This is a genomic window from Candidatus Buchananbacteria bacterium, assembly GCA_013359225.1.
In the GTDB taxonomy this organism is placed as follows: domain Bacteria; phylum Patescibacteriota; class Patescibacteriia; order Buchananbacterales; family UBA6539; genus JABWCG01.
On sequence record JABWCG010000001.1, the window covers coordinates 44,922 to 59,834 of the forward strand.

Annotated in this window: 10 protein-coding genes; all 10 read left to right on the plus strand. The window is 43.4% G+C overall.

What is annotated here, in order from left to right:
• Positions 1-65 precede the first annotated feature (65 nt).
• Positions 66-2,549 (plus strand): DUF3160 domain-containing protein, encoded by a 2,484-nt coding sequence (locus HUU49_00340; protein ID NUM25053.1) that lies wholly within the window; start codon positions 66-68, stop codon positions 2,547-2,549.
• A gap of 1 nt (position 2,550) precedes the next feature.
• Positions 2,551-4,266 (plus strand): AmmeMemoRadiSam system protein B, encoded by a 1,716-nt coding sequence (gene amrB, locus HUU49_00345; GenBank protein NUM25054.1) that lies wholly within the window; start codon positions 2,551-2,553, stop codon positions 4,264-4,266.
• 57 nt (positions 4,267-4,323) lie between these two features.
• Positions 4,324-4,761, plus strand: coding sequence for a MarR family transcriptional regulator (locus tag HUU49_00350; protein NUM25055.1), 438 nt, complete (start codon positions 4,324-4,326; stop codon positions 4,759-4,761).
• A 4-nt stretch (positions 4,762-4,765) separates the two neighbouring features.
• Positions 4,766-6,184: an MATE family efflux transporter gene (locus tag HUU49_00355; protein ID NUM25056.1), complete on the plus strand. Its 1,419-nt coding sequence runs from the start codon at positions 4,766-4,768 to the stop codon at positions 6,182-6,184.
• Between the two features lie 39 nt (positions 6,185-6,223).
• Complete coding sequence (locus tag HUU49_00360) at positions 6,224-7,324, plus strand: hypothetical protein (protein NUM25057.1); 1,101 nt, start codon at positions 6,224-6,226, stop codon at positions 7,322-7,324.
• Between the two features lie 239 nt (positions 7,325-7,563).
• Positions 7,564-10,554, plus strand: a complete 2,991-nt coding sequence (locus HUU49_00365) for a hypothetical protein (protein ID NUM25058.1) — start codon at positions 7,564-7,566, stop codon at positions 10,552-10,554.
• A gap of 137 nt (positions 10,555-10,691) precedes the next feature.
• Positions 10,692-12,473, plus strand: coding sequence for a cation:proton antiporter (locus HUU49_00370; protein NUM25059.1), 1,782 nt, complete (start codon positions 10,692-10,694; stop codon positions 12,471-12,473).
• 62 nt (positions 12,474-12,535) lie between these two features.
• Complete coding sequence (locus tag HUU49_00375; GenBank protein NUM25060.1) at positions 12,536-13,360, plus strand: A/G-specific adenine glycosylase; 825 nt, start codon at positions 12,536-12,538, stop codon at positions 13,358-13,360.
• A 98-nt stretch (positions 13,361-13,458) separates the two neighbouring features.
• A complete protein-coding gene (locus HUU49_00380; protein NUM25061.1) occupies positions 13,459-14,331 on the plus strand; it encodes an alpha/beta fold hydrolase in 873 nt (290 codons plus the stop codon).
• Positions 14,331-14,873 (plus strand): hypothetical protein, encoded by a 543-nt coding sequence (locus tag HUU49_00385; GenBank protein NUM25062.1) that lies wholly within the window; start codon positions 14,331-14,333, stop codon positions 14,871-14,873. Before HUU49_00380 ends, HUU49_00385 begins: the two co-directional genes overlap by 1 nt.
• Positions 14,874-14,913 lie beyond the last annotated feature (40 nt).

The following is a 14,913-nucleotide window of genomic DNA, read 5'->3' on the forward strand; positions in this document are numbered from 1 at the left end:
CACTATCTGAAAATGTCTTTTATTTATTTTTTTGCTATAATGAAATCAATTAACTCTATAAAAATATGAACCCTGAACAAAACGATAGTTCGCCGCAACTAACTCCTAACCGGGCCGGTAAAAATATCTACAAGTTTATTTTGCCGGCTGTTATTATAGCTATTTTGGCCGTTGCTGGCGTTATGTATACTTTTTTAATTAACACCAATAAAACAGATCAGGCGGTCAATAATACAAATCAGCAGGTGCATGCCACGCGCTGGAATTTTGGTTTGGTTCAGCCGGTATTTGCTCAATCCGGACAGGAGAACGTTATGGTCAAACCGGCCGTGCCGTTTGCTAAGGTTTCAGTGGCGCAAATTGAAAATATTGGTAGCTTTACCGCCGACAGTAATGTGGTGCTTTCTGATGATCAAAAAGCGGCTTTGGAAGATAGCGGCTTCTTTTTAGCCAGCAATGATTTAGTGGGCGAAGAACCCATTCGTGACGATTTTGTTGACATGTATGACCAATTTGACGGTTCAAGCAATCAGTATTACCGTCAGGGCGACGATGCGGTGTTTATCACTAGCGACCTGGCATTGCATCTTTACCATATTTTAATTGATCGCAGTTTCCAAAGTATTGAAGAAACCAAGTTTCAGCCAATGCTGCGGGCAATGACCAAATCTTTGTTTGCTGATTCTCTTGAAAAATATAATACCGCTACAGCCCCGGCCTTAAAAGACTCGTATAAGCGGCTAGCCGTTTATTATTTAATTCCGCTAGTGGCGCTTGATGCCGGTAGCGTGTCAGCACAGGTGGATGTTGATCCGAAAGATTTTGATACTTTTGCCCAGTATCTTGATGCGGTGAAAGCAAAAAAAATAGAAAATAGCGCCGCCGATTTAACATTTTCATTGGCCGACAAGATTTATGACGGCCAAGTTTTAAGTGATGAGATTTATGATTTAGCCAGCGCGGAATTGGCATTGATTCAAAAGGCCGAAGGCAAAGCGCCGTCGCCGCTGTTTACGCCATTGCGGGTAGAATTTGAAAACGACTATTCTCAATTTAAACCGCGATCTCACTACACTAAAAATGATGTCTTAAAAAGTTATTTTGTGGCGATGATGTGGTACGGCCGCATGGGCTTTCCGTTGAACAGTCCGGCCCTGACCCGTGATGCGCTATTGATTACGGCTCAAATTAACAATCTGAAAGTTAACGATCAGGATTTGTCAAAATTGTGGTCTGATATGGCGACGGTTATTGATTTTTTTGTCGGTGAGGTTGACGACTTGACCGCCTATCACTACACCGGCGTGATTAACGACGTATATGGCGCCGAAGTTACGTCCGAGAGTTTTGCTGATGAACAGCAATTGGATAATTTTATTGCTAAAGCTAAAAAGGATTTGCCGACCCCGAAAATTGTTTCTGAATTATTGTGGGTATTTGATAATGGCGGGCAGCGAGATGAGCTATTAGCCAGCACTAAGCAGTTTCGCTTTATGGGCCAGCGGTTTACGCCCGACGCGTATATTATTAATAATTTGACGCAAGGGGAAGGGCTGCCCGAACCAGAAACCGGTCAGATGTTGCCCTCAATGCCGACTGCTTTAATGTCAATGCATTTATTGGCGCCTGATAACGAGGTGGTGAAAGCCTATCTTGATCAGTGGATTAATGATCCGGTGCGAATCAAGCAGCAGGGCCGGCAGTCTGACAAGGTGATTGCGAAAGTGTTAGGTAGCTTGAAAGCGGAGTTTGCCGGGTACGATGCAGTTATTTGGTCAAAAAATATTTACTGGCGCTGGCTGGATGCTTTTAAGGCTTTGTTGAAAAAGTATGGTGAGGGGTATCCGTCTTTTATGCAGACAGACGCCTGGCAAAAAAAGAATCTGGGTACGGCCTTGGGTTCGTTCACCGAGCTTAAACACGATACGCTGCTATATGCCAAACAATCATACGCTGAACTCGGCGGCGGGCCAGGTGAAAACCCGCAATTGCCGCCGGTAGTAAAAGGTTACGTGGAGCCGGATTTGGAATTTTGGAACAAGATTATTGATTTGGCCGAAATCACCAAAACTGGACTTGAGAGCCGCGGCGTCTTTCCGGGCGACTACGAAACCAAATATGAGTTGTTTATTGATACCAGTAAATTTTTCCGCCAGTTGGCCGAGCAAGAACTAAAGAACGAAAAGATTAGTGATGAAGATTTTGAGAAGCTTCGGACTATTAGTTTTACTTTAGGCCGGATTGTTGAGCCGATTCCTGGGCAAGAACTGACCAAACGAGAAAAGCGCGCTGGCATTATTGCCGATATTCATACGGACGGCATTAAAGGTCAGATATTGTATGAAGCAACCGGTAAACCGTATATTGCGTATATTGCTGTCAAAGATGCCAACGGCACTCGGTTGACGCGCGGCGTGGTGTTTAACCATTATGAATTCAGTGATAAGTTTGGTGAACGATTATCCGATGAAGATTGGCAGGCCACTGTTTATGAAGATAATGGTGTGTTACCTGCGGCTGACGCCTGGTCAACCCAGTTAATAAAATAGCATGATTAAAAGTCACAAGAGGTTAGTTATTACCATAATTGCAGGCCTGTCGTTAACAGGCCTGTTTGCTATTTTTTTAGTTTTGACCAGGCCGTCAGCATCAAGCGTCAGCGATATTCAACCGAAATTGCATTCGGCCAATCCTGATGATAAAGATTTTTTTGAAACGGCATATCACTTTGCCGACAAAAATATTGATCTGTCCGGTAAACGCGTCGTGGCGGGGATTATTCCACACCACTTGCTTGCCGCTGACCTGATTGCTGATTTTTTCCATAATCTAGAAGGTCAAAATTATGATTCAATCATTTTGCTTGGTCCAAATCATTTTTTATCCGGCCAGTCAGATATTATTACTTCGGCGTATGATTGGCAGACGCCATACGGCATCCTGGAGCATGATGACGATACGTTGCATGATTTATTGTTTGTCTCCGGCCTGGACGTTGGTGTTGAGGAGAGTGTGGTGCAGGGTGAACATGCAATAAGTAGCGAAGTAGCTTTTATCAAAAAGACTTTTCCACAAGCTAAATTCACACCGTTGATTTTGAAACCAGGGGTTAATCAACAGCAGGCAGTGGAATTAGCGGAAACGTTATTTAAAATTTCTCAGGATAAAAAGATTTTGGTTTTAGTTAGTGCTGATTTTTCTCACTATAAAACCAGTCAGGAGGCCCAGCGCGATGACGTTAGGTCAATTGCCGCGATTACTAATTTTGATTTTTCCAGCATCTACGATATAGATGTTGATTCGCCGCCGTCAATTTATACGCTACTTAAATTCAGTCAGCTGAACGGCGCCGGTTTTGAGCTTCTAGACAATTCTAATTCGGCGTTGTTGTCCGGGCGAGCAGATCTGACTAGTACGACAAGTTACGTGACGGGGTACGTTGTTTGGCAAGACATTAATTTATTGTTTGTGGGCGATATTATGCTTGATCGGGGTGTAAAAACACTGATTGAACAGAAGGGATTTGAGTATATTCTTGATGACTTGGTCAGCAATAACTTTTTTGCCGATTATGATTTGGTTGGCGCCAATCTTGAAGGTGCGGTCACTGACGGCGGGCAGCACTATGAACCGGCCAAGGAATTTGATTTTGCGTTTGATCCGGCCGTTGTTGCCCGTTTGTCCGAATATGGGTTTAATTTTTTTAATCTTGCTAACAACCATTTTAATGACCAGGGGCAGCGGGGGATAGCGGAAACTAAAAAAAACTTAGCGGCGCTCGGGATTAATTTTTCAGGTTGTCCCGATGCAACAATTTCGGCCTGCAGCTTAACTGTCATACCGGTTAAACATAAAAAGATAGGTTTGGTTGGACTGAATATGGCGGCAGGAAAAATTGATTCAGAAAAAGTGCGAGAGGCAATCAGTTCAGCTACGGCGGAAACGGATTGGATTATCGTGAACATTCATTGGGGTGAGGAATATGATACCGCCGCTAATAAGCTTCAGCGGCAAATGGCGCATGAGCTAATTGACAGCGGCGCGGACGTGATTATCGGCCATCATCCGCACGTGGTCCAAGAAGTTGAAGTATACAAAAGTAAGCCCATTTTTTATTCTTTGGGTAATTTTATTTTTGATCAGTATTTTTCGGATTTTACCCAAGAGGGCTTGGCAGTTTCGTTGAATATTTCTAAGGCAGGAGTTGAGTATACTTTACATCCGTTTAAGGCAGCAAATGGCCAGCTTAGGTTGGAAGCCGATTAAATACACTTGGTCAGATTTGACTTTATTTTCATATATATGTAAGATACTTACATATATATGAATCAATCAAAAAGAGAAAAACATATTGAAGATATTGTCGCCGGGTTTAAGGGCTTGTATCAGCAGCTGCATGCTTCATTTTTAATCGAACCAAACTCTTGCCCAATTACTCAATCGCAGTGGTTGGTGTTAACATTTATTGCCAAACACAGTAAGCCAACCATCCGTGATCTTCGAACGGTTTTAGGTATCAGTAGTAGTGCGGTGACGCAACTGGTTAATATTCTTGAGAAAAAAGGGTATGTGGTTCGTCGGATCCATCCGGACGACGGCCGGGCTTCGATGTTGGAACTCTCGTCCCGGGCTCGAAAAACTTTTAATGCACTAAAGAATAGACGGCTAAAGGAAATTGCAAAACTTTTTGATATTTTTACCGATGACGAACTGCTTAAATATGTTGCGTTGCATCGCAAACTAACCGGACAAAATTATTAACACTATGAAATCAAAAGCCTCAAAATCACTTGAAGGTCCAATTTTTCAGTCATTAATTACTTTGGCAATCCCGATTGTTTTAGCAAATATTTTGCAGACAGCGTATCAGTTGACAGACGCCTTTTGGGTTGGTCGACTAGGTGGTGCGGCTGTCGCGGCGGTATCTGTTAGTTTTCCAGTGGTGTTTTTGCTAATCTCTTTGGGTGCCGGTTTTGCTATTGCCGGCTCAACATTGGTGGCGCAGTATTTTGGCGCACAAAATCATAAAATGGTAAACCATGTTGCGGCTCAGACATTACTGATGGTTGCGTTTAGTTCGGTGGTGCTTGGGGTGATTGGGTATTTGATTGCACCGGGGATTTTACGGTTGATGAATGTAGAACCGGTGGTGTTTGTCAGCGCCCTGGGCTTTATGCGGGTGTCGTTTTTGGGTATTGTTTTTATTTTTGGTTTCGCGATGTTCCAATCAGTCATGCGGGGTATCGGCGAAGTCACTATGCCAATGTATATTGTATTAGCAACGGTATTGCTTAATTTCGTCCTTGATCCTTTATTTATTTTTGGTTGGGGCAGTGTCCCAGGATATGGGGTGATGGGGGCGGCAATGGCGACATTTGGAACGCAGGCGCTGGCGGCGGCAGTGGGGTTTATGCTGCTACTGACGGGGAAATATGGTATTCACTTGAAACTGTCTGATTTTAAACCAGACTACAAATTTATTAAAAAAGCTTTTTTTCTTGGATTTCCATCTTCCATTGAACAGTCGGCGCGAGCGTTGGGCCTGATGGTGATGACCTTTTTGATTGCCAGCTTTGGCACCCTGACGATGGCGGCGTACGGCGTTGGTGCGAATATTCTTCAGCTGGTTATTATTCCTGGTATGGGCCTGTCGATGGCAATTTCGGTTTTGGTTGGACAAAATATTGGCGCCGGCAACATCAGGCGCGCTTCGGATATTGCGCGCTTCGGAAGCGTCTTTGCTTTTGCGAGTCTCACTATAATTGGGCTGGTGGCTTTTATTTTTGCCAGACAACTGATTACTTTTTTTGTCCCCGGCGATGAAATGGTTATTCAAACCGGGACAGCTTTTGTCCGCATTATGGCGCTAAGTTTTGGGTTTATGGGAGTACATTTGGCGCTCATGGGAGTATTTCGAGCGTCAGGAAACATGTTGGCGACTATGATTATTTCATTGGTTTCGCAGTGGGTGCTTCAATTTCCGGCTGCGTATTTGTTTTCTAAACACACCAGCCTTGGTGTTAGTGGATTATGGTGGTCATTTCCAGTTTCTAACGTTTTAATCGCTTTTATTACTGTTGCTTGGTATGCTAAAGGGGATTGGAAGAAGAAGAAACTTACCACCGAGGACCGGCTGGTAGAAAAGGTGTCAGAAGAAATTATTATTGAGGAGGGGATAAGATAATTTGGCAGCAGTAAGTTTCAATCATTAGGCTTTAAAAATATGACAGCAGAGTATAAACCAATACAATTTCCTGAAGATGAATCATCTCATGATTTCATCGTTGAGTGGTGGTATTTTAACGGGCACTTAACGGACCATAGCGGCAAGGAGTATTCGTTTATGAATTGTCTTTTTAAGGTCGACGTCAAAAAAGTTAAGATACCTTTTTTGAGCAAGGTGCCGTTAAAGATATCTTATTTTTCCCATTCGCTTGTCACTGATTTGGCCGCCCGGTATTTTTATCATCGTATTACGCCGTTTTCAATTGTTTCTAAACTCAGCTTCACTAAGCCGCTGCTTTATGTGGAATACGTTAATCCGGAAATTAAAAAAAGTTATGATAATTGTCTGATTGAAAAAACCGGCGAATCAACCTATCGCGTAAAAAATGAAGACTTGGATTTATTGTTAACATCGGTTAAGGCTCCGTTGCTTGAAGGTGGCACCGGATTTCTTGATTTGCAGTCAAAAACCACCTATTACTACTCATTGACCAATTTGAAAACAAAAGGCCGGATAAAGATTAATGATGTCTGGATTGATGTCACGGGTAAGTCGTGGATGGATCATCAATGGGCGAATACACAATATACCAAGGACCGCTGGGATTGGTTTTCAATTCAGCTAGATAACGACACGGAAATTGTTTGTTATATGTACGACGCCGGTAAAGTCAAAAATTATTTAGCAGATATCTCTTACCCCGACGGCCGGCAAGAACATTATGAAAAAATTAAAATAATCCCCGGCGACAGGGTATGGACGAGCCCTAAGAGTAAGGCAGTCTACCCTTTGGACTGGACGATAGAAATTCCAAAGGCAAAAATCAATTTGGCACTTCAGGCAAAAATTGATAACCAGGAAATGCTGTTTGGCTCGATTAATTATTGGGAAGGTCCGCTGCGGGTGAGCGGTGAGTGTGCCGGCCAAAAAGTAACCGGCCTTGGTTTTATGGAGCTGGTCGGTTACCCGTCTGAATACAATAATGTCAAATATATTAAAGATGAGGTTAATAAGACTTTAAATAAGTTAGCTTCGTTAGCAAAAAGTAAAGCCGCCGATCTGACAACTTATTTGAAAAACGATTTTTTTGATCAGTAAACACCATTACCGTCAGTTGATTTTAAGCCTAAAACTCCGGGTCTGTTGCCCGGTTTTTAGGTATTCAAGGTATTTTTGTAACTTTTTTGGTGTTTTTAGGTATTATATGGTGGGTGAGAGAATTTTTATTTTTTGAAAATTTAGGCCAAGTCGGCAGAATTTCTTGTTGACTAAGTCGGATTTTGGTATAATTTAGGTGTGTTATATATTAACTTTTGTTTATTATTCACTAAAAAAATATGACAAAAAGATTTACCACCTCTTTTTTGGTCGCCGCCTTTATTGTGTCGGCGTGTCTTTCGTTTACTATGCCGGTCCAGGCGGCTAGCCACAACGGTCAAATTGTTAAAATGAGCGGTTCAAGCTCTTTATATTATGTTGCTTCCGACGGCAAACGATATGTTTTTCCGAATGAAAAGATATTCAAATCATGGTTTCCGGACTTTCGTGATGTGGTGACTTTAACATATGAGGAAATGTCTTCAATGCCACTTGGCGGTAATGTGTTGTATCGCCCGGGAGTGCTACTGGTGAAGATTCAAACAGATCCTCGAATTTATGCTGTTACTAAAAACGGCGTATTGCGCTGGGTGGAAACTGAAGAAATAGCAAAGTATCTGTATGGCGATAACTGGAATCTCTTAATAGACGATGTTCCGGATTCATTTTTTGTGAACTATAAAATTGGAGAGTCAATTGATAGTACGTCTGATTTTAACGCCGATGATGAGGTTTCCGGAGTTGATACGATTGAAGCAAACCACGGTTTAGCGCTGGGTAATGCCAAGCGTGCCCGAACCGTCAAATGCCGACTGATTAGTTCTTCAAAAGCTCGTGAGTGTGCGAATATAACCAACGACGACACAACTGATGATACGACTGACGATACAGCTAACGACACGCCCAGCAGTGTAAATGGTGAACCGTATATCACAGCAATTCAGGTGTCAAATGGCGGCGAAGAAGGCTATATTGATACTGGCGACACTATTAAAATCACCTTTAACGAAACAATTGACCCTGATTCAATCAACGCCAATCTGGAAGCGGGCAATGATTATGTCACCGATGTTTCGTATTCAGAAACCGGCGGCGTGAAGGTGGCGTCATCGGGAGTGGTGACGGTTACGAATATCGCAGCCTTTGATATGGGGTCGGTTGACTACTCAGAAAATTTTGTTACTAAGCTGGCTTTAAGTGCGAGCGGTAAAGTGTTAAGTATCACTTTAACTGCTGGTTCTGATATTGAAATAATCAAAGAAGATTTTTCGGATGCTAGCCAAACCGGCGGCACCGTCAAGGATCAAACCGGCAGTAAGATGAAAAGTGACTCTAGTATTTCTGACCCGACCGGAACGTTTGGCGGTGTGGAAACTGAAAGTCCGTATATTACCGGCATCACTGTAGCCGATGGCGGGGAAGACGGGTATATTGATACTGGCGACAAGATCGAAATTACGTTTAGTGAAGCCATTGATCCAGAGTCAATTGATAACGATTTGGAAGTCGGTGACTATATCACTAACGTTTCCTATGTTAATACCGGCGGCGTGCGGGTGTCTTCTTCGGGGAAAGTCACCATCACTAACATCGCTTCGTTTGACATGGGTGCAGTTGATAGCTCGGAAACCTTTACGGTTAAACTGGCGTTAAATTCAACCGGCAAAGTATTGACTATCACTTTAACTAGCGGGTCGGACTTAGAAATTACTGACGAGAATTTTAGCGAGGCAAGCCAGATTGGTGACATTATCAAGGATCAGGACGGTAATAAAATGGCAAGTGATTCCAGTATTGGTGAACCGACAGGTAGCTTTGGCGGCAATGCTAATAATGATGACAGCGATCCATACATCACGGCGATTGAAGTGGCCGACGGTGGCGAGGAAGGATATATTGACGTTGGTGATACTATTGAAATTACGTTTAACGAAGCCGTTGATCCGGAATCAATCAATGACGATTTGTCAGCCGGTGGGACGGTAACTAATGTATTGTATTCAGAAACCGGCGGCGTGCGAGTGTCTTCAGCCGGTGAATTGATTATCAGTGATATTGCCACATTTAATGTCGGTTCAGTTGCTTACTCAAAAACATTTACGGCTAAACTGGCGTTGAGCGCAACTAGCAAAGTGTTAACCATTACTTTGACCGGCGGTTCGGACGTTGAAATTACTGACGAAGATTTTGACGATGCTAAACAAACCGGCGGGACAATTAAGGATGAAGACGGTAATGTAATGGAAAGTGACACCAGTATCTCAGACCCGACCGGAACGTTTGGCGGCAGTTTTGATGACGGCAACGACGACAGCAGCGATCCATACATTACGGCGATGTCCGTTACTAATGGCGGCGATAACGGATATGTTGATGTCGGGGACGCGATTGCTATTACTTTCAATGAGGCGATTGACCCGGAATCAATCAATGATGATCTTGAAGCCGGCCAGACAGTGACTGGAGTATCATACTCGGAAACTGGTGGGGTTCGAGTGTCTTCTTCAGGGCAGGTGACTATCAATAACATTGCTGCCTTTGATATCGGCGGTGTAGAAAATTCGGAAACCTATACGGTTAAATTAGCCCTGAATTCAACCGGTAAGATTTTGACTATTACTTTAACCAGCGGCAATGATCTGGAAATTAACGATGAAGACTTTTCGGATGCTAGCCAGACCGGTGGTACGTTAAGGGATCAGGATGATAATGAGATGAATAGTGATGCCACCATCAATGATCCGTCTGGAACGTTTGGTGGCAGCCTTGATGACGGCAGTAACGACGGCGGCAACCCTTCGATCACGACTATTCAGGCAACTAACGGCGGTGATGCTGGGTATATTGATATTGGTGATAAAATCGAAATCACGTTTAGTGAAGCCATTGACCCGGAATCAATCAACAGCAGCTTGGAAGAGGGGGATTCGGTAACGGGGGTTCCGTACTCGTTAACCGGTGGTGTGAGTGTTTTTTCAGCCGGCGCGGTGATTATTCAGAACATTGCCATTTTTGACGTCGGATCTGTTTTAGCTCCAGGAACGTTCACTTCCAAGTTGGCGTTAAATTCAACTGGCAAAGTGTTGACTATTACCATCACCGGCGGTTCGGACGTTAAAATTACTAGTCAAAGTTTAAGCGACGCCAGCCAGACTGGCGGTACGGTTGAAGATCAGAATGGCAATGAGATGAAAAATTCTAGCGTTAGTACCCCTCGGGGAAGTCTGTAAGTTTTACCTTAAAGATAAAAATGGCCGTAATTTACGGCCATTTTTGTTTTGATTACCGGGGTTGAGAATATGACTCTTGACATTCTCGGATGATATTTTACAATAAAAACTTCAACCTTATTTAAATTTTCTAATGTATGCTTCAAAGACTAAGAAAGCCGCTGCCTTACATGCGTCTAGGTACCGGCTTGGGTATTTTGGCGTTACTTTCAGTTAACGCCAGCAGCGTTTATGCGCTTTTTAATCATGCTTCGGACCGTGACTTGCTGGTTGTATTTTTTCAAATCACCGTTATCTGCGGCTTGAGTTTTGCCATTCATTATTTGTCATTATCGACAAAATTTCCTTCTTTTGTGGTGGCAATCTTTTTTGGGTTGGTCGCTCAGCCGTTGTTAAACCCAATTATTTCTCACCCTGACTCAATGGGGGCACTGGTCGGTATTGGAGCAACGATGATTTTATTTGGCGGCGGATTAGAAACGCCGCTTCGTAATTTTCGTAAACTTTTTTGGAAAATTAATTCTCTGTCTTTCATCGGATTATTTTTAACTGCGTTATTACTTTCATACGTCACGTGGTATTTTGGCTGGTGGGTTGGTACACCAATCAGCGTAATGGCGGCAATTTTGCTGGGTAGCGCCCTGGCATCAACCGACCCGGCAGCCATTATTCCCGTTCTGAAATATCTGCGCTTTAATAATCGTGAAACAAAAGACATTATCGTTGCCGAAAGCGCGCTGACTGATGTAACCGGCTCTTTGCTGACAATTATGTTTTTGTCGCTGTTAAGCGGTGGTGTGGTGGTTGCTACAATTTGGCAGGGCTACCAGTCATTGTTCACCATCGAAGCACTGGAACTTTTGGTTAAAGAAGTGTTTTTCGGCTTGTTGTTTGGTGGCCTGGGGTATTTATTATTGGAACTATTATTGCGCCTAAAGCAGCGGTCGCGCCGCGAATATGGTGTTGACGCCGCTTTCTTTATCTTTGTGCCGATGATTTCTTTTACGGCGGCCGTGGCGTTTGGCGGTAGTGGATATTTAGCTGCTTTTATTGCCGGATTGTTATTTTCCATGACAGAGAAATTGCAGGACACTGAACATTTTTTCAATCATACCGTCGACGGATTTATGAAGCCCGTCATCTTTTTATTGCTAGGGACGCTAGTTGATCTGCGCAGCCTGATTGATTATGCCGCCCTGGGTATCGGCGCGGCTTTTGTGTTTATGTTTATTATTCGGCCATTGACTGTTTGGATCAGCCTTGGTCCGACAATTTTTTTCAAAAAGAATGGCTTAACGTGGCGTGAGATATGGTTTATCTCGTCGGTTCGCGAGACAGGAGCTATTCCGGCAATGTTATTGGTGACTATCGTCAGTATGAACATCGGCAATCTTGAGGGCTTGGTGGCCGTTGGAATGTGGATTATTCTTGCTACCCTAGTGATTCAGCCGCCACTGACGCCAGTTATTGCCAACTGGTTAAAGATTGGAACGCCGATTAAAGAAGATGATGAAGGTGAATTGCATTTGAACGGCTCTGATGCTTTTGTGGTACTTGGTTCCCGCGGCCATTCCCATCAAAAACGTCTGCCCTATGTGATTGACTGGGCTGCCAGGCGGGGCATTGGCAAAGTTGTGCTGTTGCTATGTCTTGAAGATGACTATTCGCCGGAGTCATTTAAAGAATTAGAAGCAGAAGCAATCAAACAATTTGAAACTATTAATCAGGAGCGCGAAGCAGCTGGCCAGGTGGCGATAAAGTTTTCAATCGTCGGCCGTAGCGGTTTTCTGCAGGAAAATATTGATGCCATTGCCAGCACTGAAAATAACGTCATTGCAATTTTTGTCGGCCGCAAGGTGCTGGATTATCGTCTGTCAGAAATTAAGCGATTGGCAGTGCCATTGTTTTTCCTTGATTAAACAAAATTAGCATTATTGTTTAAATAGCCAGCCATTTGCTGGTTATTTTTTAATCGGGTAAGATGAGGATAATGAAACTTACTGCCAGACAAATTAAAAATTTTCGACGCAAGGTTGATGCCGCATACAAAAAACAGCGGCGAGTTTTTCCGTGGCGGCAAACTAAAGACCCGTATCATATTTTAGTTTCGGAAATTATGTTGCAGCAGACCCAGGCTGACCGGGTGGTTTCTAAATATCTTGAATTTGTCAAAAAATTTCCAACTGCTAAATCACTGGCGGTGTCGCCGCTGGCTGATGTGTTGAGGGTTTGGCAGGGTTTGGGGTATAATCGCCGGGCCAAAATGTTGCAGAATGCGGCACGACTAATCGTTGAAGTCTACCAGGGCCAAGTTCCAGACAGTATTGAAGCATTACAAAAATTACCCGGGGTTGGGCCCTATACGGCGCGAGCGGTTATGGCCTTTGCCTATGATCGGCCCAGCGTTTTTATTGAAACTAATATTAGAACAGTCTTTATTCATGAATTTTTTCGCCACCAGAAAAAAGTCGCCGATAGTCAACTGCTACCGTTAATTGCCCAAACCCTAAAAGCAAATCGTCCGGGCGAATGGTATTTAGCTTTAATGGATTATGGCGCCGTCTTGAAACGGCTTTATAAGAATCCGTCACGCCGCAGCACTCAATATGTTCGGCAGTCAAAGTTTAATGGTTCGACCAGACAAATTCGCGGAGCGATTATCCGGGAGTTAAGCGCTCACCACAGGTTAACTGCGCGTCAATTATTCTCGAGTTTGTCGTTTGATACTTTGCGCGTTCAAGCGGCGTTGGCAGATTTAGTAGCCGAAGGTTTGATTAGGCGTCAAAAAAAAGTTTATTTCTTGTAACAGTTGCACTAAACAGCAAACCTTGCCGGTTATTAGGGGATAGGGTAAGATAGGAAAACCAATCAAATTTGAATTAGTAGTTACACTCTCTGGTATATATGTCTATTGCTAATTGTCAGCCGGTTAGATTTTTGACACCCAAAAGGTTTCGGCTTGATGGGTTATGGTTTTTTGTCCCTAAATCAAAACAGGCGATTATTTTTATTCATGGCCTGGGCAGTACGATGTTTTGGCCCAGTTTGGTGTATAAACTTTTTGATCGCCACACCTCAGTTTTGACTTTTAATAATCGCGGGCATGATAAAATTTCAAGCCTGAAGCGAATAGGGAAAAATGGCAAAATCACCAGAGTGCTGGCTGGAGCCGCTCACGAAGTTTTTACCGACTGCGTTGATGATATTCAGGGGGCGGTTAATTTTTGTAAAAAACAGGGGATTAAAAAGATTATTTTAGTTGGCCATTCGACTGGCTGTCAAAAAGCCGTTTATTATTTAGCCAAGGCTAAAAATCAAAGACAGATTAGCAAGGCGGTGTTGCTGTGCCCAATTAGCGATTACGCCGATATGATTAAGTTTAACCGTGCGGCGGTTATTCGGGCCGGCAAATTAGCCCGTCGTTTGGTTAAAAGTGGCAAACAACATCAGCTATTGCCGCCAGATGTGTGGCCTGGACTGCACGATGCTCAGCGATTTTTAAGTCTGTATACCCCAAACAGTGTTGAAGAAATATTTTGTTATGCCACCAGATCTCGTCGGGCAACGGCACTGCAAAAAGTCGCGGTGCCACTTACGATCATTTTTTCTGATCAAGATGAATATTTGGATCGGCCGGCATCAGAAATTGCTGCTTGGTTTTCTGAAAAACTCGCCGGCAGACAGTTTGCTATTAAAATTATTAGGGGTGCTAATCACGGTTTTGTCGGTTATGAAAACCAAGTGCTTAAAATTATTCAGTCAACCACAGCATTATAATGGCAATAAATTTTATTAAAACCGCCTTAACTGATTATCGGGTCGGTGCTTTGACAAGAAGCTCTCACTTTGTAGCGCGGCGCGTGGTTCAAGAATTACTGCCGGCGTATCGTCGTATTGTAGAATACGGTCCAGGAGACGGAGCCATCACAAAATTACTGCTGCAGCAGTTGCCAGCCGACGGAAAAATTTTGGCGATTGAGAGTAATCCCGACTTCGCTAGGGGGTTAAAGAACATAGCTGACGTTCGTTTACAAGTTGTTGAGGCCTTGGCGCAAGAGGTGTCCAAAGATTTTGCGGCTTTTGGTTGGCAAAAAATTGAAGCAGTATTTTCCGGAATTCCGTTTTCATTTTTGAATCCTGATTTGAGGCAGCGGATTGTTGATCAAACCTATAACGCTCTTGAGCCGGGCGGGATTTTTTTAGTGTACCAGTATTCAACGTTGATGGCGCCGTATCTTAAAAAACGATTCAAGAAGGTTGTGGTTAAATTTGAACCGCGGAATTTTCCGCCATATTTTTTAATGATAGCAAAAAAGTAGAGCGTGAGATTGACTTTGTTTTTAGACCAGGTACAATAAA

Coding starts and splice junctions, on each gene's coding strand:
- HUU49_00365 (NUM25058.1), top strand. CDS start 7,564: ATGACAAAAAGATTTACCACCTCTTTTTTGGTCGCCGCCTTTATTGTG.
- HUU49_00340 (NUM25053.1), top strand. CDS start 66: ATGAACCCTGAACAAAACGATAGTTCGCCGCAACTAACTCCTAACCGG.
- HUU49_00355 (NUM25056.1), top strand. CDS start 4,766: ATGAAATCAAAAGCCTCAAAATCACTTGAAGGTCCAATTTTTCAGTCA.
- amrB (NUM25054.1), top strand. CDS start 2,551: ATGATTAAAAGTCACAAGAGGTTAGTTATTACCATAATTGCAGGCCTG.
- HUU49_00375 (NUM25060.1), top strand. CDS start 12,536: ATGAGGATAATGAAACTTACTGCCAGACAAATTAAAAATTTTCGACGC.
- HUU49_00350 (NUM25055.1), top strand. CDS start 4,324: ATGAATCAATCAAAAAGAGAAAAACATATTGAAGATATTGTCGCCGGG.
- HUU49_00385 (NUM25062.1), top strand. CDS start 14,331: ATGGCAATAAATTTTATTAAAACCGCCTTAACTGATTATCGGGTCGGT.
- HUU49_00380 (NUM25061.1), top strand. CDS start 13,459: ATGTCTATTGCTAATTGTCAGCCGGTTAGATTTTTGACACCCAAAAGG.
- HUU49_00360 (NUM25057.1), top strand. CDS start 6,224: ATGACAGCAGAGTATAAACCAATACAATTTCCTGAAGATGAATCATCT.
- HUU49_00370 (NUM25059.1), top strand. CDS start 10,692: ATGCTTCAAAGACTAAGAAAGCCGCTGCCTTACATGCGTCTAGGTACC.